At 60.8% G+C, this 19,200-nt stretch carries 18 protein-coding genes and 1 pseudogene; 13 read left to right on the top strand and 6 right to left on the bottom strand.

Annotation, left to right across the window (positions count from 1 at the left end; genetic code table 11):
- Positions 1 to 40: 40 nt before the first annotated feature.
- Both LY631_RS06710 and phaC read right to left on the bottom strand, forming a co-directional pair.
- A complete protein-coding gene (locus LY631_RS06710) occupies positions 41 to 1,255 on the bottom strand; it encodes a YcbK family protein (protein WP_274424367.1) in 1,215 nt (404 codons plus the stop codon).
- Between the two features lie 148 nt (positions 1,256 to 1,403).
- A complete protein-coding gene (phaC, locus tag LY631_RS06705; protein ID WP_274424366.1) occupies positions 1,404 to 3,221 on the bottom strand; it encodes a class I poly(R)-hydroxyalkanoic acid synthase in 1,818 nt (605 codons plus the stop codon).
- Positions 3,222 to 3,296: 75 nt separating this feature from the next.
- Here phaC and LY631_RS06700 point away from each other — a divergent pair, with 75 nt between their 5' ends.
- The 6 genes from LY631_RS06700 to LY631_RS06675 all read left to right on the top strand — a co-directional run bounded on the left by LY631_RS06700 (position 3,297) and on the right by LY631_RS06675 (position 9,642).
- Positions 3,297 to 3,677: a hypothetical protein gene (locus tag LY631_RS06700; protein WP_274424364.1), complete on the top strand. Its 381-nt coding sequence runs from the start codon at positions 3,297 to 3,299 to the stop codon at positions 3,675 to 3,677.
- 82 nt (positions 3,678 to 3,759) lie between these two features.
- Positions 3,760 to 4,977: an LL-diaminopimelate aminotransferase gene (locus tag LY631_RS06695; RefSeq protein WP_274424363.1), complete on the top strand. Its 1,218-nt coding sequence runs from the start codon at positions 3,760 to 3,762 to the stop codon at positions 4,975 to 4,977.
- Positions 4,978 to 5,017: 40 nt separating this feature from the next.
- Positions 5,018 to 6,328 (top strand): homoserine dehydrogenase, encoded by a 1,311-nt coding sequence (locus LY631_RS06690; protein ID WP_274424362.1) that lies wholly within the window; start codon positions 5,018 to 5,020, stop codon positions 6,326 to 6,328.
- A 328-nt stretch (positions 6,329 to 6,656) separates the two neighbouring features.
- Positions 6,657 to 7,841 (top strand): sensor histidine kinase, encoded by a 1,185-nt coding sequence (locus LY631_RS06685; protein WP_274424361.1) that lies wholly within the window; start codon positions 6,657 to 6,659, stop codon positions 7,839 to 7,841.
- A gap of 307 nt (positions 7,842 to 8,148) precedes the next feature.
- Complete coding sequence (locus tag LY631_RS06680) at positions 8,149 to 8,379, top strand: hypothetical protein (RefSeq protein ID WP_274424360.1); 231 nt, start codon at positions 8,149 to 8,151, stop codon at positions 8,377 to 8,379.
- 471 nt (positions 8,380 to 8,850) lie between these two features.
- On the top strand, positions 8,851 to 9,642 hold the full coding sequence (locus LY631_RS06675) for a phytanoyl-CoA dioxygenase family protein (protein ID WP_274424359.1): 792 nt from the start codon (positions 8,851 to 8,853) through the stop codon (positions 9,640 to 9,642).
- A 278-nt stretch (positions 9,643 to 9,920) separates the two neighbouring features.
- Here LY631_RS06675 and LY631_RS06670 read toward each other — a convergent pair whose 3' ends face one another.
- Positions 9,921 to 10,388 (bottom strand): MarR family winged helix-turn-helix transcriptional regulator, encoded by a 468-nt coding sequence (locus LY631_RS06670; RefSeq protein WP_274424358.1) that lies wholly within the window; start codon positions 10,386 to 10,388, stop codon positions 9,921 to 9,923.
- 80 nt (positions 10,389 to 10,468) lie between these two features.
- On the opposite strand from LY631_RS06670, the gene LY631_RS06665 reads away from it, so the two are divergent.
- Entirely contained in the window at positions 10,469 to 10,924 is a 456-nt protein-coding gene (locus LY631_RS06665) for a hypothetical protein (protein WP_274424357.1), read from the top strand.
- A gap of 17 nt (positions 10,925 to 10,941) precedes the next feature.
- A pseudogene (locus LY631_RS06660) lies at positions 10,942 to 11,308 on the top strand (antibiotic biosynthesis monooxygenase family protein).
- A 62-nt stretch (positions 11,309 to 11,370) separates the two neighbouring features.
- Here the strand turns inward: LY631_RS06660 and LY631_RS06655 are convergent.
- A complete protein-coding gene (locus LY631_RS06655; protein ID WP_274424356.1) occupies positions 11,371 to 11,583 on the bottom strand; it encodes a hypothetical protein in 213 nt (70 codons plus the stop codon).
- Positions 11,584 to 12,164: 581 nt separating this feature from the next.
- Here LY631_RS06655 and glpX point away from each other — a divergent pair.
- Both glpX and recJ read left to right on the top strand, forming a co-directional pair.
- Positions 12,165 to 13,142 (top strand): class II fructose-bisphosphatase, encoded by a 978-nt coding sequence (glpX, locus tag LY631_RS06650; protein WP_274424355.1) that lies wholly within the window; start codon positions 12,165 to 12,167, stop codon positions 13,140 to 13,142.
- A 59-nt stretch (positions 13,143 to 13,201) separates the two neighbouring features.
- A complete protein-coding gene (gene recJ, locus LY631_RS06645; protein WP_274424354.1) occupies positions 13,202 to 15,043 on the top strand; it encodes a single-stranded-DNA-specific exonuclease RecJ in 1,842 nt (613 codons plus the stop codon).
- Here recJ and hisI read toward each other — a convergent pair.
- Positions 15,000 to 15,413 (bottom strand): phosphoribosyl-AMP cyclohydrolase, encoded by a 414-nt coding sequence (gene hisI, locus LY631_RS06640; RefSeq protein ID WP_274424353.1) that lies wholly within the window; start codon positions 15,411 to 15,413, stop codon positions 15,000 to 15,002. The genes recJ and hisI overlap by 44 nt on opposite strands.
- A 14-nt stretch (positions 15,414 to 15,427) precedes the next feature.
- On the bottom strand, positions 15,428 to 16,096 hold the full coding sequence (gene folE, locus LY631_RS06635) for a GTP cyclohydrolase I FolE (protein WP_274424351.1): 669 nt from the start codon (positions 16,094 to 16,096) through the stop codon (positions 15,428 to 15,430).
- Between the two features lie 242 nt (positions 16,097 to 16,338).
- Between folE and LY631_RS06630 the strand changes: the two genes are divergently transcribed.
- The 3 genes from LY631_RS06630 to thrS all read left to right on the top strand — a co-directional run bounded on the left by LY631_RS06630 (position 16,339) and on the right by thrS (position 19,191).
- The gene (locus tag LY631_RS06630) at positions 16,339 to 16,785 is read left to right on the top strand and encodes an iron-sulfur cluster assembly scaffold protein (RefSeq protein WP_274424350.1); all 447 of its coding nucleotides are present in this window, start codon (positions 16,339 to 16,341) and stop codon (positions 16,783 to 16,785) included.
- A gap of 3 nt (positions 16,786 to 16,788) precedes the next feature.
- Positions 16,789 to 17,112 carry a membrane protein insertion efficiency factor YidD gene (gene yidD, locus LY631_RS06625; RefSeq protein ID WP_274424349.1) on the top strand — a complete coding sequence of 108 codons (324 nt, stop codon included), beginning with the start codon at positions 16,789 to 16,791 and terminating at the stop codon, positions 17,110 to 17,112.
- 108 nt (positions 17,113 to 17,220) lie between these two features.
- The gene (thrS, locus tag LY631_RS06620; protein ID WP_274424348.1) at positions 17,221 to 19,191 is read left to right on the top strand and encodes a threonine--tRNA ligase; all 1,971 of its coding nucleotides are present in this window, start codon (positions 17,221 to 17,223) and stop codon (positions 19,189 to 19,191) included.
- The last annotated feature ends 9 nt before the right edge of the window (positions 19,192 to 19,200 follow it).

Here is a 19,200-nt window from a genome sequence, read left to right as displayed (position 1 = left end):
TCGTTCCGGCGATTCGTCGCTGATTTTTCGCCTGCTAAGGTCAACAACTCCAGTTCCAGTCGCGTTCGGGGCCGACGTCCACATGCACCGAGCGCGTGTGGCAGTAGGTGCCGACGCCACCGCGACCGGGAATGGAGCGGGCGAAGCGGGCCAATTCCCACTTGCCGACACCCTTGATGTGAATGTCTGCCGCCGAGCAGGACATATGGAGGGAGTTGCGCGCGCCACGGACGCGCTTGTTATGCGCGGGACTGCGGTAGCCGGAGGTAACGACGACACGTTTGCCGAAGTGGCGCTCGATTCTCTTGAGCTTTTGCACCAGCTTAGGTTTGAAACAGGAGACATCGACACTGTCGCGCTGTTTCAATAGACCGTTGGGCGCCAAGCGCGCGAGGCCGGCAGCCGAAGCCACCTCATAGGAACCGCTCTGCTCATAGAGGTCGACATCACTGTTGTCGCCGCTGCCGGAACTGCGCACGATATTGAAAAGTTCGTCATTGTCCCGCACGCCGGGCAGGGCAGCGCTGCCGACAATCGGCTCAGTGATTTCCCTCGTACCACCGAACGAACGTGCTGCTACCTGTTTCGGTCCAGCCTCCATGGCAGTGACTGCTTCGTCCCGTTCCGCGACGGGATTGGACGTGCTTGCAGGCTGTTCTGCCGGCGCGAAAAAAGCCGAAAGCAGGTTTTTCCGTTCCGGTGCATCGTTCTGGTTGACGCCGTCACCTGATTTTGTGCGCGTCAATTCTGCGGCAAGCGCAATATGGGCGTCATCGGATTCCGGCTGTTCTGCAGGCTGGCCATCGCCGGCCGCGGTTTCGGGACGGCCCTGCCGGTCCTCCTGTGCTGCGTTCGAATCACGCGCGGAGAGCAACGAGGCGAAGATATTGGTCCTCTGCGGCCGGGCAAATTCCGTACTCTCCGAGGTCTCGACAGTGCCGCTTGCTTGTTCCGGGTCTTGTGAAAGCTCGGCCTGCTCTCTGATCTCCCCGGACGGACTCCGGTCTTCACCTGCCGCCGCAGGCTGTTCGGCAGCTTCAGGTGCAGTGGCACTTTCCACTTCGCCGCGGTCATCGGACCTGGACGTTTCCGCTTGGGCGTTTTGCAGTGCGGTCGGCGTAAGGCCAAGCTGGCCAAGCGCATCGGGGGATGACGAACAGGAGGCAGTCAGAAAGACGGCAATCACGCCGGCAAAAACACTGCTGACGCGGCAGGGATTCCCTCTCGTCGTCGTATTCCGTCTAATACGGATCAAAATATTCCCTCTCCGGCAAAACGGATTAGTTCAAATCCACCCCGTTGCTCCGAAGCAGCATAAAATCTAACCGTTTGGTAAAGAGACTAACCGCAAATCGCAATGTGTTTAAGTGTTATATTAGTTGAACAGATTGGAGCGTCAAAAATCAAAATCGCGTAAGAACATACTCGCCCGGAGCGTCTTTCAGAGACTTGTCTCGCGCCCCGAGCTTTCGTGCCGCCACACGGCGATCGTCCTGTTCTTCTATCCATGCCTGCCAGCGTGGCCACCACGAGCCCGTGGTTTTTTCGGCCCCGGCGATCCACTCCTCCAGATCGCCCGGTGACGTGCTGCCGGTCCAGTGATGATATTTGTCGAGATGCGGCGGGTTGATCACACCGGCAATATGCCCGGAGCCCGACAGCACGAACTCCACGGGGCCGCCGAAGAGCTTGGAACCGAGGTAGACCGACTTCGCCGGCGCGATATGGTCATCCACCGTGGCCAGGTTGAAGACGGGAATGTTGACGTCCGAAAGTGAAAGGCGCTGGCCGCGCAGCTCTGCCCGGCCATGGGCCAGGTTGTTCTCCAGATAGCAGTTGCGAAGATAGTAGAGCTGGTTGGCGGCGGCCAGCCGCGTGGAATCTGCGTTCCAGTACAGAACATCGAAGGGCAAGGGCTCCCGGCCGCGCATATAGTTGTTGACCACATAGGGCCACAGCAGATCCCGCGCGCGCAGCATGTTGAAGACGGTCGCCACCCGGTTGCCCTCCAGATAGCCGCGGTCCCCCATTTCCTTTTCCAGGATCTTTAGCCAATCCTCGTCCACGAAAACCTTCAGATCGCCCGCGTGGGTGAAGTCGACCTGGGTGGCGAAGAACGTGGCGGAGGCGATGCGATCGTCTTTCTCCCGCGCCATCAGCGCGAGTGCTGCGGCCAGCATCGTGCCGCCGACGCAATAGCCGACCGCGTTCACCTTGTTTTCGCCGGTGCGGGCCGTGGCCTCGTTTACGGCAAGCTCAATGCCGTCGCGGATGTAATCATCCCAGTTCTTGGACGAATGGCGCTCATCCGGATTCACCCAGGAAATCACGAAGACCGTATGTCCCTGGTCCACCGCCCAGCGAATGAAGGAGCGCTCGTGGGTGAGGTCGAGCACGTAGTACTTGTTGATCCAGGGCGGCACGATGACGAGCGGCCGGCGCAGGACCGTCTCGGTTGTCGGCGCATACTGGATGATTTCGGCCAGGTCGCTGCGGGCGACGACCTTGCCGGGCGTGGTGGCGAGATTGCGTCCAAGCTCGAACTTCGCATGGTCCGTCTGTCGCAGCCTGAGATGCCCTCCGCCGGCGGTGATGTCCTCGGCCAGCATGCGCATGCCGCGCACCAGGTTCTCGCCGCTCGATTCCATCGTCTCGCGCAGCAGCTCGGGATTGGTCATCACGAAATTGGAAGGCGAGAGCGCTTCCGTCACCTGTTTGACGTAAAAGCGCGCCTTCTGCCGCGTTCCCTCGTCGAGCCCCTCCGTATTCTCCACCAGCTCCACCGCCCAGTCGGCGGTGACGAGATAGGTCTGTTTGAGAAAATCGAAAAAGGCGTTGCGCGCCCAGTCGGGATCCTTGAAGCGCCGGTCGCCCGCCTTCGGCTCAAGCGGCTCGGTCGCCGGCGCCTCTCCGCTCAGGCGGCGGATGGAGTTCGCCCAGATGCCCATATAGCCGGAAAAGAGCCGCGTCTGCGCTTCCAACGCCCGCGTGGGGTCCGACAGCCAGTATTCGGCAAGTTTGGAAAACGTGTTCGCCATATCGCCGAAGGGCTCGACGGCGGCGCGGTTTTCGCCTTCTTCGCGCGGGCGCGCCCAGGCGCCGGCCGCCTTGCCGGCCTCTTCGAGCGCGCGCGCAAGATTGAGCGCAAACCGCTCGGGATCGCCAACGCGGTAAGCCTCGGCCTCGTCCGATTCTGATTTCCGATCCTTGCCGCTGCTCATTTCCTGCGGGGGACCTCCCAAAGACAGTCAGTTTCGCGTATCATTGTGTTAGAAACACGTGTTCGAGAAAAGAATATGAGATTTACCGGCCGCTTACGATGGTTTTTGCCGAGCTGGTGTGCGGCTGCATGTCTCACGCTGATGATCCTGCCGTTGACGGCCTGTTCGAGCCTCTCCCTCACGGATGCCGCACCCGCGAGCGCACAGTCGGCGGTGCGCGCGACGACGCAGCCGGACGGCTATCCCAATCTCAACATTCCCCTGCCGGCGGCGACCAGCCAGATCACCGAAAGCGAGCGTGAGCAGTTGATCGAAGAGCTTGCCAGATCGCGGCAGCGGCAGCAAAACGGGGTCGACCGCGCGGAGGCGGCGGCGCAGGCCGAGGCGCTGCGCCGCCTCAGCCGGTCCCATGCCGGCGAGCGGCTCCGGGCCATCGAGGCGACGCAGGAGCAGTAATGAACGGTTCAGTGTCTCGGCGCTCGACCGATCATGCGATACGGTGTATGAGAGCAGCAGTGACGAGGCCCGGTGCAGCGCGATGGAAGAGTTTCACAAGGTTCGGCGGCTTCCGCCCTATGTTTTCGAGCAGGTCAACAGGCTGAAGGCCAGCGCCCGCTCACATGGAGCCGACATCGTCGACCTTGGCATGGGCAACCCGGATTTGCCGACGCCGCAGGGCATCGTCGACAAGTTGTGCGAGGTGGTGCGCGATCCGCGCACGCACCGCTATTCCGCATCACGAGGCATTCCGGGTCTCCGCCGCGCGCAGGCGACCTATTATGCGCGCCGCTTCGGCGTGAAGCTCGATCCGGAAACCCAGGTCGTCGCTACGCTGGGCTCCAAGGAAGGCTTCGCCAACATGGCGCAGGCGATCACCGCACCTGGCGATGTGGTGCTGTGCCCGAATCCCACCTATCCGATCCACGCCTTTGGCTTCATCATGTCGGGCGGTGTCATCCGCTCCATGCAGGCCGAGCCGGACGACGGCTTCATTCCTGCACTCGAGCGGGCCGTGCGCCACTCGATTCCCAAGCCGCTGGCGCTCATCCTCAACTATCCCTCGAATCCCACCGCCTGTGTGGCCTCGCTGGATTTCTATAAGGACGTGGTCGCTTTCGCCCGCAAGCACGACATCATTATTCTCTCCGATCTTGCCTATTCGGAGATCTATTTCGACGGCAACCCGCCGCCCTCAGTGCTGCAGGTGCCGGGCGCGATGGACGTGGCGGTAGAGTTCACCTCAATGTCCAAGACCTTCTCCATGCCGGGCTGGCGCATGGGCTTCGCCGTCGGCAACGAGCGGCTGATCGCGGCACTCGCACGCGTCAAATCCTATCTTGACTATGGCGCCTTTACGCCGATCCAGGTAGCCGCAGCCGCCGCGCTCAACTCCGACGGCGCGGAAATCGAGGAGGTGCGCGGCGTCTATCATCGCCGGCGCGACGTTCTGGTGGAAGCCTTCGGCCGCGCCGGCTGGCAGGTTCCGCCGCCGCCGGCCAGCATGTTTGCCTGGGCGCCGATTCCGGAGGCTTTCCGTCACATCGGCTCCCTGGAGTTTTCCAAGCTGCTAGTGGAAAAGGCCGAGATCGCCGTAGCCCCCGGCGTCGGTTTCGGCGAGCATGGCGACGACTATGTGCGCATCGCGCTTGTGGAAAATGAACACCGCATCCGTCAGGCGGCACGAAATCTGAAGCGTTTCCTTGCATCCGGCACCGAAACGCCCGACAACGTCGTCGCGCTTGCCGCCCGGCGCTGAACGACATTCATCAAACACAAATTGGAAGGAAGCTCCAGACATGGCTGAAGCCTTGCGCGTTGGAATTGCCGGCCTCGGAACCGTGGGGTCCAGTCTGCTCAAGATGCTGGACAACAAAGGCACCGAGCTCACGCGCCAATGCGGACGCGAGATCATGCCGGTGGCCGTCTCCGCGCGCGACCGCAACCGAAATCGCGGTGTGGATCTCACCAGCGCGAAGTGGTTCGACGATCCGGTGGAGCTGGCCCAATCCAGTGATATCGAGGTTTTCGTGGAGCTGATCGGTGGTCAGGATGGTGCCGCACTTGCATCCGTCCGCGCCGCGCTGGAGGCTGGCCGCCACGTGGTCACCGCCAACAAGGCGCTGCTTTCCAAGCACGGGGTCGAGCTTGCCGCGATCGCCGAAGAGAAGGGCGTGCTGCTCAATTACGAGGCGGCGGTGGCCGGCGGCATTCCCGTTATCAAGACGATGCGCGAGGCCATGGCCGGCAACCACGTCAGCCGCGTCTTCGGAATCATGAACGGCACTGCCAACTACATCCTCACGCGCATGGAGGCCGAAGGCATCGGTTTCGAGGAATGCCTGAAGGATGCGCAGCGGCTGGGGTATGCCGAGGCCGATCCCACCTTCGACATCGAAGGACACGACACGGCACACAAGCTTTCCATCCTGACGAGCCTCGCCTTCGGCTGCGAGATCTCGGCAGACAACATCTATATGGAAGGCATTTCCAACATCACCCAGGCCGATATCCGCGCCGCAAGCGAGCTCGGTTTCCGCATCAAGCTCCTGGGCGTGGCGCAGAAGACCGAAAGCGGCATCGAACAGCGCGTGCACCCGACCATGGTGCCGGTCAGCTCCGTCATAGCGCAGGTCCATGGGGTCACCAACGCTGTCGCCATCGAGACGGATATGCTGGGCGAGTTGCTCCTTTCCGGGCCCGGGGCAGGGGGCGACGCGACTGCCTCGGCCGTCATCGGCGATATTGCCGATATCGCCAAGAGCCGCCCCGGCTTCCAGCACGGTCCGGTCTTCGGCTGGCCGGCGAAGGAGCTGGCGCCTTACAAACGCGCCCGCATGCGTGCTCATGCCGGCGGCTACTTCATCCGTCTCACCGTGCACGACCGCACCGGCGTCTTCGCCGCGATCGCCACGCGCATGGCCGACAGTGATATCTCGCTGGAATCCATCGTCCAGCATGGCGAGGCCACCGTGGAAGCGCACAAGACCGTCATCCTCGTCACGCACGAAACGACCGAAGCCGCCGTACGCAAGGCAGTGGACGGCATCACCGAGGACGGCCATCTGACGACCAAGCCTCAGGTCATCCGCATCGAGCGGGCGGAGTGAATTGGAGATCCTGAGGAGGCGAACGTCGTATTTTTGACCCCATGTCGGTCAAAGATGTCGTCTCTGCGTTTCCAAGCAGGCCTACGATCTCGTCGCGTGATGCTCCGATCATACCGGGTGACGATGCTTTAATGCGTCGCATCGCCACAATCCCTGTCTCCGGTGCCCTGTACCGCAACGGACGGTAGACTGGCAGCGCGCCCTTTTTTTCGTTAGGCTTCCCCGCGAAACGCCAGGCCAGTACTCGCCCTCGCTGCACTGGCTCCGCAATAACCGCAGGGAATATGACAACTGCGGAAGTGCGCATCTGTTTAGGAAGTGAGTTACCGTGCCTGACCCAGACACTGCGAAGCACCAGACCGGGCCTATACGGCTCGCGGATTTTATCCGCGCAAACGTCGACCCGATCGTTGCGGAGTGGGTAAACTTTGCGCAAACGCGCACGCCAGCCAGCGAGAGCATGACGAAGTTAGCCCTGAAGGACCACATCGTCGAGCTTCTCGAATTCATCGCCGACGATCTTGAATCCCCCCAATCCAAAAATGAGCAGGTTCGAAAGTCTCGTGGCCTCGGTGTAGAAGGCGGCGAGTTTGCCCGGAGTGCGGCAGAAATTCATGCTTCGCTCAGACAGTCAGATGGCTTCAGCATCGACCAGATGGTCTCGGAATATCGTGCGTTGCGGGCAAGTGTCGTGAAGCTGTGGGCTGCCTCCAGCCAGGTCATCTCCGCGACTGATCTTGAAGATATGACCCGTTTCAATGAGGCAATCGACCAGGCCATGACGGAGTCGGTCGCCGAGTATACGAAAATGGTCAATCAGTCCCGGGACCTGTTCCTTGGCATGCTGGGGCACGATCTGCGAAATCCGATCGGGGCCGCCTTGATGGCCGCGAGATTGATTGTCAAGCGCGGCGTGGCCGACAGCAAGGAGAGCAGGCTGTCGAGCCAGATCGCGTTATCAATGGAACGGGCGATTTTCATTCTCGACGACCTTCTTGAAGTCACGCGCTCTGCCTTTGGTGCCGAATTGCCACTTGTCCGAACGCCCCTGAAAATGGGGGAGCTTGGCACGCAGCTCGTTGAAGAGATGCGTACGCTTTCTGGGGGCAAGCGGATCGAGATCGAAATCGAGGGCGATACACAAGGCGAGTGGGACAGGTCCAAAATGGGACAGGTGTTTTCCAATCTTATTGGAAACGCTCTCCAATACAGTCCCAGAGACAGCGCCATAACTGTCAAGATCACCGGCCAAGGGGACCGGGTCCTGATCTCCGTTCACAACGAGGGTGACCCAATTCCTCTCGACAGGCAGAAGACGATTTTCGAGTCCCTCACGCGTGGCAAGGATAGTGGCTCCGAAGGCGCGGGATCGGCCCACCTCGGCCTGGGACTTTTTATCGCGCACAAGATCGTAGTCGCGCACGGTGGAAAGATTTCCGTGGATTCAGCACAGGAAGGGGGGACGACCTTTTCCGCAGTTTTGCCGAAGCGCTGCGCCGACGACAGCGATTGAAATCAGGGTCCCGCGCGCCGATGCGAGTTCAGTCCAGCGAAACATCCGCACATTACTCGATTGTCCGCTATATAAAGCTTGCTTCCCCTAAGCCGTTTGTCCGCGTTCGACCAATCCGGGACGTTTTCCGAGAATAGCGGCACGCTGAAGGCGGAAATCGATTTCCGGCTATGCGGGACCGAAAGCAGAGCGACGACGATCGAGGCATTGCGGTGCGTATATGCTGATGATCACTTGCGGCCCTGCGGTAGGTCAATCCGCCGATTTGTGGTAGCCGGTCAGTTTAATAGGCGAAGGAGTACAAACCGTGAGCGAGCCGACCGTGGCCGAAGCAATCGACAAGATTTATGCATCGCTCCAATCGGACAATGCTGACATCGATGAACACATAGCGACCCTCAAGCTAGCACTGGCCCGGGAGGGCGCCAAAGAAGCAGTTTTTGATCCGACCAAGCTGGCACAAAACAACCGTTCGGGACGCAAGATGATGCAGGCCTATTTTCGGCAGCGCGGTGTGAGCGTGAAGTTCTCAACCTAGTAGACCACGCACCGTGTTTGAGCGTTTTGCTGCGGATCCGGTGCTGGCTTTGCGCGTGTGCTAGCGCTGTGGTTCTGGCGGAAGCGGAATCCCAAACCGACGCTCCGACGTTGCACTACTTCAGCCGCGGGATGCAAACCGGACCCCGACTTCCGTCTGATCGGAAACGAAACCGGACGGCCCACTATCGGGCGGACGTAGCAGCAAGCGGTCGTTCAGCTTCCGACCTCATCTCGGTCCTTGGAGTCCTTTGTCAGACTTCTGAAAAGCGGACATTGGCTTTCTGGCTCGCGATAATTCGTGTAGAGGTCCTTGCTCGCAAAAAGTTCAGCTGCTAGCCTCAGACCATGATGATGTTCAAGTCCACATTCTTCCCGCTGATCTGACGACCGAGAGTCGTCGCGGCACGCAGGTGCCTTTCAGATCACAGACGGCCTGTCCCGCGTGGAGGCCGTGAGGAGATTTTATTGAATGTCGGAAGCTTCTCATTCCGGTTTGAGCCTGGCTCAGACCGCGCACTTCATTGAACATGGATATATCAAGCTAGAGGGTGCCTTCGGTGGTGACCTGGCTCGACAAGGGCGGGACCAGCTTTGGAGCGCCATGGGTCTTTCCCCTGACGCGCCGGAGACATGGAAACAGCCGGTTGTCCGGTTGGGCTTCATGACGGGCAAGCCTTTCGTCGCCGCCGCCAACACCCCGCTTTTGCACGGGGCGTACGATGCCCTGGTCGGCGAGGGGCGGTGGTTGAAACCCAACGGTCTCGGCACTTTCCCGGTCCGTTTCCCGTCGCCCAACGATCCAGGCGATGCGGGATGGCACGTCGATGCCAGCTTTGGCACCGACAATCCCGACTTCATGCAGTGGCGGGTGAACGTGAAAAGCAGCGGCCGCGCCCTGCTTATGTTGTTCCTTTTCTCCGATGTCGGGGAAGTGGATGCGCCGACCAAAATCCGGAAAGGCTCGCACGGCGCGATCGCCAAGCAATTGCTGCCCCATGGAGAGGATGGCCTTACGCTCGGCGAACTCGCAGCTGACGGCTTCGCATCGACTGCCGACTGCGAAGAAGTGTTGGCCACCGGACAAGCCGGGACGGTCTATCTCTGCCATCCCTTTCTGGTCCACTCTGCGCAACCGCATCGTGGAGCCAAGCCGCGTTTCATAGCCCAACCCCCGCTGCTGCCGAAGGGTGAATTTGACCCATCGCTGCCACCTTCTCCGGTGCAGATAGCCATCCGCGAGGCCATTGGGATGGAGGTCTGAACTCCCTGGGCTCGGGACATAACGTTCCGGGCCTACTCTGACATGCGGGCAATGTCCGCTGACGCAGGTCGATTTGCCGAAAGCCGCCAGTCCGCAAACCATCCCACGCCGGCCATCTTATGGCATCGCGGACAGACCTTCAGAACGGCCCAGCGGTAACCGACCCCTTTTCCGACGCTCGCAAGACTCTCCACCCCGCTTCAAAGCAGACGGTGCCATCGATGCAGCTCGCAGCGCCGAGATCGCGTAAGAAGCCATTCTGGAACAACCGCACGGCACTAGTCGTCAGCGGCGAATGTTTCGAGCTTGGTACGTAGTGCGGACAGGACCCGCTGCGCGGCCCCAATGTCCTCCGCAGGCAAGCCCTCCGCCAATGTCTCCACAAGCGGATTATAAAGGTTGATAGCGGCCTCATAGGTCTGCTGCCCCTTGGGGGTCAGAACGACAAGCTGCGCCCGCTTGTGGTGCGGATTTGGCTCAAAGGAAACCAGCTCATCATTTTTTAGGTCGTTGATGATCCGCTGTACGTTCTGCCGGTTCGCTCCAAGGTCGCGCGCCAACCACGCCACCGGCTGAGGCCGGTCGGCCTGAACGATTGCCCCTAAAATCTGCCAACGGGCGCTCGTGAGGCCGAGCGGCGACACAAGGCGGTCGCCCCATGCGAGCGTCAAATTATTCGCTCGAAACATGGTCAGGAGCAATTCGGTCAACGCTTCGGCTTTTGCCTTTCCGGTCGGTCTTGCCATATGACACCTTACATTTTTATTGACATCATGATGTCAAATGTGGTTCTTGGTGACAATACCGCAGCTAAGGACCCCTGACCATGAAAAAGCTGATCCATCCCATAGCGGGCGCGGTCGCGATCCTGACGATAGCGACGTTCTGGCTCTCAACCGCTTTCAGCGAGTTGAGCGGCTCTCATGAAGTGGTCGTCGCCGTCAAAACGGCGATCCCGTGGGGGTTCCTGCTGCTCATTCCCGCTCTCGCCGTCACGGGCGGCACAGGCTTTTCACTGGCAAAGGGCCGGAAAGCGGGACTGATCGGCGCCAAGCTAAAGCGCATGCCTCTCATCGCTGCCAACGGATTGTTGGTTTTAATCCCTTCCGCTCTGTTCCTCGCCTCCAAGGCCAAGGCGGGGGAGTTCGATCCAGCGTTCTATGTGGTGCAGGCGCTCGAACTGATCGCAGGGGCGGCAAACCTCGTCCTTCTCGGCCGCAATATGCGGGATGGCCTCAGAATCACTGGCCGATTTAGGCGTAGGCATGCCTCTACTCGGTAAGCAGAAAGGACTCTCACTTGCCAAAGTTCGTAGAAATGGACCCGACCGTAACGCTTGGCGCTCAATTGGGCGAGGAAGGCGGCGAGCCTGTAATCTTGATAAATACGTTCGTCGTTCCACCAGAGGATGCCGACAAGCTGCTTGAGGGCCAGTGATGCCGCCGTGATGAAGCGCCAGCCTGGCTTTATCTCGACCCAGCTTCACAGGGGGATTGCTGGGAGCGGTGTGTTTCTGAATTATGCCGTCTGGCAGTCGGTCGCACACTTTCGCGCGGCGTTCAGCAATCCCGAGTTCCAGGCGCAGCTTGGGGCCTATCCAGATAGCGCGACGGCAAGCCCCCATCTGTTCCGCAAGGTTGAGGTAGAGGGCATTTGCGCTGCCTAGGTGTAGAAGTCAGGTGCGTAACGACGGTGAGCTGATCGCTGAAGGGAGAAGCTATGTCAGCTTTAATCGTGGTCGGCATCAAAGCGGACCGGAAGCTTACCACCAAGCTGCAGACCATCAGTTTGTTCTCCTAGGGCTTTACCTGGAAAATGCGTCTCTCCGCGCCGCAAACGCGTGTTTTCATTCACTTCCTCCCGCAGTTCGTCAGCTTTTTCGGCATTCAAAATTTTTTTACGAATTTTATCCCCGCCCTCTCGGCCACCCTTATTCTGCATGCATCGCCCTCGCGGGAACCGGGTCCGGACCGGGGATCAGGGAGGGCGGCGGCAGCCTCCCCCTCCAGGGGTCCGGTACCTGGAGGCATGGGAGGGCCCGCAACAGGCCGGCGGCGCCGGGGTGCTGGGTGACATACAGCATATCAGGAAAAACCGGTCACCGGGTGAGATACGGTTTCGGTCAGCTGCGGAGAAGCCGCTAGGAATTCTAATTCGGCCCGGCCAAGACCACCCCCCAACTCGGTGCCGCCGGCCCGGAGACGGAAGCCCGAGAGACCGGCCACCCCAGCGCCAGCGGCCGGCTGGGCGCGTGGAACGCGCCACCGAAACTAACAGAGAGGCTCGGACCACGCGCCCCGTTTCCCGATCACCAAGCAAACCCCGGTGGACCACCGCGCGGGAACGAATATGCATGGAACGAGATGATGCCTTGGCCTGTCACAATTATTCAATCGATTCATGTTTGTAGGGGAGCTTGGCGGCTCTTGCCGTCCACCTTTCTCTTTGCCACAAGAGTTCCATGAAACGCTCGCGGGGCATTCGATTGCCGCGCCTACTTCCGGAGAACAGGGATGACTTTCATGCCAAAGAGCCCCCAAGCCGGCCTGGACCGCATTCTCACGCTTGAGCTTGTTCGCGTGACGGAACGCGCGGCGGTCGCAGCCGCGCGGCTGCGTGGACGCGGCGATGAAAAAGACGCCGATCAGGCGGCCGTCGATGCCATGCGTACGGAGTTGAATTGCTTGCCCATCCAGGGCACCGTCGTCATCGGCGAGGGCGAGCGTGACGAGGCGCCGATGCTCTACATTGGCGAAGAGGTCGGCGTCGGCGACGGGCCGGAGGTGGATATCGCGCTCGATCCGCTGGAAGGTACGACAATCTGCGCAAAAAACCTGCCAAACGCGCTGGCGGTCATCGCGATCGCGGAGCGCGGCAGCCTGCTTTACGCGCCGGACGTCTACATGGAAAAGATCGCGGTCGGACCCGGCTATCCTGAAGGTATCGTCGATCTCGATGCGCCGGCGGCAGAGAACATCGAGAATCTGGCCAAGGCCAAGGGCGTGCAGCCTTCCGATATCACCGCCTGTATTCTCGATCGCCCGCGTCATGCGCGTCTGGTGGAGGAAGTGCGCGCGACGGGCGCGGCCATCCGCCTGATCGGGGACGGCGACGTGGCCGGTGTCATCCACACCACGGATCCGGAGGAGACCGGGATCGACATTTATATGGGCATCGGCGGGGCCCCGGAAGGTGTGCTCGCCGCAGCCGCGCTGCGCTGCATTGGCGGGCAGATGCAGGGCCGGCTCCAACTCAACACCGACGAGAAGGTGGCGCGCGCGGAGAATATGGGCATCACCGACCCCGCCAAGGTTTACCGCATGGATGAGATGGCGCGCGGCGACGTGCTGTTCGCCGCAACCGGCGTGACCGACGGAAATCTTCTTGCGGGCGTCAAATTCGCGCGCGAGTCTGTCCAGACGCACACCATCGTCATGCGTTCGTCCTCGCGCACGGTTCGTGAAATCAAGGCGCGGCATCAGGATTTGGATAAGTTCTGAATTCTTTGCAAACCCTGCCATCAAACGTCTATCGTTCCGGGGCGGAACGGGAGTACGGGTTGAGCGGAGAACAGCAAAGATATTTCCTCGACGTCAGAAAGTCGGCGCGTGGGGTGGCCTGGCGGCACAGGCTGGACCTGCGCGGCGAAAACCTGGCGCTCGGCATGGCGCAAAGTCATGGAATCCCGGAGATCGTTGCCCGCGTTCTGGCCGGCCGCGGGGTGGGCCAGGACGATGCTGCGCGGTTCCTGACGCCGTCCATTCGTGATCTGCTGCCCGATCCCGCCAGCCTGACCGATATGGACAAGGCCGCCTCGCGAATCGCGGATGCAGTCGTGCGTGGCGAGCGCGTGGCGATCTTCGGCGACTATGACGTCGACGGCGCCGTTTCCTCGGCCATGATGAAGCGCTTTTTCGCCCATTACGGCGTGGTCTCGGAAATCTACATCCCCGACCGCATCTTCGAAGGCTATGGCCCCAATCCGGATGCCATGCGGGAGCTCGCCCGGCAGGCGGGTCTGATCGTGACCGTCGATTGCGGCACCAACAGCGCGGAAGCCATCGCGGCCGCCAGAGAGGCTGGGGCGGATGTTGTCGTGCTCGATCACCATCAGGTCAGTGGTGAGCTGCCGGAAGGCGTTGCGGTCGTCAATCCCAACCGGGAAGACGATTTGTCAGGGCAGGGGCATCTGTGTGCCGCAGGCGTGGTTTTTTTGGCGCTGGTGCGCGCGGCGCGGCTCTTGAAAGACAGAAAGCCGGCCACACCCGCCTTCGATCTTCTGTCGCTGCTCGATCTCGTGGCGCTCGCCACCGTTTGTGATGTCGTGCCACTCGTCGGCGTCAACCGCGCCTTCGTGGTCAAGGGTTTGTTGGCGGCGCGCCAGATGAACACGCCAGGGCTTGCCGCGTTGGCGCGTGTTTCGCGCATCGGGGAGCCGCTCAACCCGTATCATTTGGGCTTTATGATCGGGCCGCGCATCAATGCCGGCGGCCGGATCGGCAATGCTGCGCTCGGCAGCAACCTCCTTGCCGCCGTCGAGGCCGGTGAGGCTGACGAAATCGCCGCCACGCTCGACCGCCTCAACCGCGAGCGCCAGGACATGGAAACCACGATGCTTGCCGAAGCGCGCGCGGAGGCCGATGCGGAGCTTATGACGGGCGAGGGGCCTGCCGTGCTGGTCACAGCGAGCGAGACTTGGCATCCGGGCATTGTCGGCCTCATCGCTTCGCGGCTAAAAGATTATGCCCGCCGGCCCACTTTCGCTATCGCTTTTGATGGAAATGGTAAGGGAACAGGCTCCGGCCGATCCATTGCCGGCTTCGATCTCGGACGCCTGGTGCGCGACGCGGTCTCGGAAGGCCTATTGGTTAAAGGCGGCGGCCATGCCATGGCGGCCGGTATTACCGTGGAGCGAAAGAACCTTGGCGCATTGCGCGCATTCTTCGAGGAGAAGGCCGCGGGCGTCGTGGCGGCGCTGCGTGAGGCGGAAAACCTGAAGATCGATGCCGCGCTGTCGGCCGACGGTGCCACGTTGGATCTGCTCGAAACCCTTGAAGCCGCCGGGCCTTACGGCTCCGGGCATCCGGCTCCGATTCTCGCCCTGCCGCGCCATCGCTTGGCCGACGCTCGCGTCGTGGGAAACGGTCATGTTCGCGCCGAATTGAAAACCCATTCCGGGGGCAAGCTTCAATGCATCGCATTCCGGGCCGCGGAGACCGACTTGGGTCAGTTCCTGTTCGCCCATCGCGGCGCGCAGATACACGTCGCCGGAACGCTCGCCGTAAACCATTGGAACGGCTCGCGCACCGTGCAATTTCGCATCACCGACGCGGCAAAGGACTGTTTCGAGTGCGCGCCTACCGGCGCTCGACGAGAACCGGGCGGCCGTCTTCCAGCCTGACTTCCCGGTAAAAGCAGGAGCGTCGGCCCGTATGGCAGGTTACGCCGTCGCCCGCGACGTTCACGCGCAGATGCACAGCGTCCTGGTCGCAATCGATCGCGATTTGCTTCACGTGCTGAACGTTGCCGGAAGTCTCGCCCTTCTTCCAAAGCGTTTCGCGTGAGCGGGACCAGTAATGCGCAATGCCGGTTTCCAGCGTCTTCGCCAGCGCCTCCGCATTCATATGCGCAAGCATGAGAAGCGCGCCGTCATCCGCGTCGGTCACGACAGCGGTCACCAGTCCGTTTGCATCGAAGCGCGGCATGAATTCAGAGCCTTCCTCCAGGACATGCTTGTCGGAGGAAGGCGCTTCAAAACTGATTGTTGACACGGTGTTTTCCGATTTTAGCCGGCGCGGTGGTCGCGTACCATCGACATGAAGCGCGCCTGCTCCTCCGGGTGCTCCTTGAACGCGCCGGTGAAGGTGCTCGTCAATGTCGTGGAGCCCTGTTTGCGGATGCCGCGCATGGCCATGCACATATGCTCCGCTTCGATCAGCACGGCGACACCACGCGGCCGCAGGATTTCCTGAATGGAGCCGGCGATCTGGGCCGTCATCGTCTCCTGGGTCTGAAGACGATAAGCGAACATATCCACCACGCGAGCGATCTTCGAAAGGCCAACAACGCGGCCTTCCGGCAGATAGCCGACGTGAGCCTTACCGATGATCGGCACCATGTGGTGTTCGCAATGGGAGTGGAAGGTAATGTCCTTGACCAATACAAGCTCATCGTATCCGGCCACTTCCTCAAAGGTCCGGCCAAGGACTTCGGCCGGGTGCTGTTCGTAGCCGGCGAACATCTCCTGGTAAGCCTTCGCCACGCGCGCAGGCGTTTCCTTCAGGCCCTCGCGGTCCGGATCGTCGCCGGCCCAGCGCAAAAGCGTACGTACGGCCGCCTCAGCCTCCTCACGGCTCGGACGTTCGACAACCGGCTTGTCCAGATAGGCGGGCTTGTCGGCGGATTCTGCACCCTTTTCCGGGCGGTTCGGAAAGCTTTTGACGATTGCATCCATAATCAGGCATCTCCCGTAGTCCCTGTCTCAGCAGGGACGAGTTGAACGGTACACAGCCTAGCGGGCCCTTCGGGAACTGCAGTCCCACCCGAAAGCAGCGTGCGGCGCCGGCAGAGCAGGCCCTATGTTGCCCCCTTCTTGCCCTCAACCGGGTACCGTTCTTATATAGCTTGTGTAACCGGGGAATGAAAGTGATTGGGGTAACACGCTTTACCCTGAGGGTGCTCCAAGGCGGAAAATTCATGATCGATGACGTCTATAATGAAAAAATTCTTGGCTTTGCCGGTAATATTGCGCGCATCGGCCGTCTGGAGGATGCGGATGCGACGGCCAAGGCGCATTCCCGACTTTGTGGATCGACCGTCATCGTCGATCTTAAAATGGCAGACGGCGTCGTGACCGATTTCGCGCACGACGTTCGCGCTTGCGCACTCGGTCAGGCTTCCTCCTCGATAATGGCACAGAATGTGATCGGTGCATCGGCCGAGGATTTGCGGGCTGTGCGTCAAGCCATGCTGGGCATGCTGAAGGAAAACGGGCCACCGCCGAATGGACGCTTTGCCGATCTTAAATATCTGGAGCCTGTTCGCGATTACAAGGCACGGCACGCCTCCACAATGCTGACCTTCGACGCGGTCGTCGACTGCATCGACCAGATCGAAAAGAAGAAGGCGGGGCAGGTCGCCTGAGATATGCCGGGACTGTCAGCGCAATATTCCCGCAACTGGCAAGGGCGTTGGTCGAAAACGCCCGGAAGGCTTTTCGGGACGGCTTTCGTAAGGTTTTATCAGCTCACGCTTTCTGCCTTCATCGGCAATTCCTGCCGGCATTTCCCAACCTGCTCAGAATATGCCTATGAGGCGATCGCCCGGCACGGTTTGTGGGCCGGAGGCTGGATGGCTTTGTTCCGTGTCGCGCGCTGCGGCCCCTGCGGCAGCCACGGTGTCGATCCAGTTCCGGAGATGTTGGCTCCGCGTCACCAATGGTGGGCGCCATGGCGTTTCTGGCGGCTGTAAGGGCTCGGGGACTTTACCTTCCAGCCTAATACGGCTAGATGCGGGCCGCTCACATTGACGTTCACCACCCGCGCTCGTTGGCGGGACTGGATAAAGGAGAATTGCCTGATGGCTGAAACCGTTTCCCTAACATTTCCAGATGGCTCCGTTCGCGAGGTCGACAACGCGACGAGCGGAGCGGATATCGCCGCCTCCATTTCCAAGTCGCTGTCCAAGAAAGCCGTTGCATACGCAATGGACGGCGTTCTGCGCGACCTGTCCGATCCAGTGAAGCGCGACGGAAGCATCGAACTCATCACGCGGGACGATCCTCGCGCCCTTGAACTGATCCGGCACGACTGCGCCCACGTGCTGGCCGAGGCCGTGCAGGAATTGTGGCCTGGAACCCAGGTAACCATCGGCCCGGTGATCGAGAACGGGTTTTACTACGATTTTGCGCGCAATGAGCCTTTCACGCCGGAGGATTTCCCGGGGATCGAGAAGAAGATGCGCGAGATCATCGACCGGAATAAGCCCTTCACCAAGGACGTGTGGTCGCGCGAGAAGGCCAAGCAGGTCTTCGCGGAGAAGGGCGAGCGGTACAAGGTCGAATTGATCGACGCCATTCCCGAAGGCGACGACGTCAAAATTTACGCGCAGGGCGATTGGTTCGATCTCTGCCGGGGCCCGCACATGGTCTCCACGGGGCAGATCGGAAAAGCCTTCAAGCTGATGAAGGTGGCGGGCGCGTATTGGCGGGGTGATGCCAACAACCCGATGCTGACCCGAATCTACGGCACTGCCTGGGCCAATCAGGAGCAGCTCGAAGCCTACCTCCACATGCTGGAGGAAGCGGAGAAACGCGACCACCGTCGGCTTGGCCGGGAAATGGATCTTTTCCATTTTCAGGAAGAAGGTCCGGGTGTCGTCTTCTGGCATTCCAAGGGCTGGCGCATGTTCCAGAACCTTGTTTCCTACATGCGCCGCAGGCTCCAGGGTGAATACGAAGAGGTAAATGCACCGCAGGTCCTGGACCATTCGCTTTGGCAGACCTCCGGACACTGGGGCTGGTACAAGGAGAACATGTTCAAGGTCGAGTGCGCTGACGAAGAGGCGGAGGATAAACGCACTTTTGCCTTGAAGCCCATGAACTGTCCGGGCCACGTCCAGATATTCAAGCACGGCCTGAAGTCATACCGCGATCTTCCTATCCGGCTTGCAGAGTTCGGCGCCGTGCACCGCTACGAACCTTCGGGCGCATTGCACGGGTTGATGCGCGTGCGCGGCTTCACTCAAGACGACGCGCACATCTTCTGTGTCGAGGATCAGTTGGCCGAGGAGTGCCTCAAGATCAACGACCTGATCCTGTCCGCGTATGCCGATTTCGGCTTTGACCAGATCACCGTGTGTCTTTCCACCCGGCCGGAAAAGCGAGTGGGTGACGAGGCGCTCTGGGATCACGCCGAGAAAATCATGCACCGGGTGCTGGAACAGATTGCCGAACGTTCCGGCGGGCGCATCAAGACGGCGATCAACCCGGGTGACGGCGCCTTCTACGGCCCGAAGTTCGATTATTATCTCAGGGATGCTATCGGTCGCGAGTGGCAGTGCGGCACGACGCAGCTCGACTTCAACATGCCGGAGCGCTTCGGCGCCTTCTACATCGATAAGGACTCGGAGAAGAAGCAGCCGGTGATGATCCATCGGGCGATCTGCGGCTCAATGGAGCGGTTCCTGGGCATCCTGATCGAGAACTATGCGGGCCAATTTCCGCTCTGGTTCGCGCCGACGCAGGTGGTCGTGACCACGATCACCTCGGATGCCGACGAGTATGCCGCGAAGGTGGCAGATCGCTTGAAAGCTGCTGGTCTTGTCGCCGAGTTGGATCTGCGCAACGAAAAGATCAATTACAAGGTGCGCGAGCACAGCCATGCGAAGGTTCCGGTCATTCTCGTTTGCGGCAAGCGCGAGGCGGAGGAAGGTACAGTGAATATCCGCCGGCTCGGCAGCCGTGAGCAGAACTCGCTTTCGCTCGAGGAAGCGGTTACCAGCCTGGCCGAAGAGGCGACCCCGCCGGACCTTCGTCGCCGGCGCGGCTGAGATTGGGCG

It is taken from the genome of Chelativorans sp. YIM 93263 (assembly GCF_028767125.1).
Taxonomy (GTDB): domain Bacteria; phylum Pseudomonadota; class Alphaproteobacteria; order Rhizobiales; family Rhizobiaceae; genus Chelativorans.
This window is presented reverse-complemented; position numbering and strand designations above follow the sequence as displayed.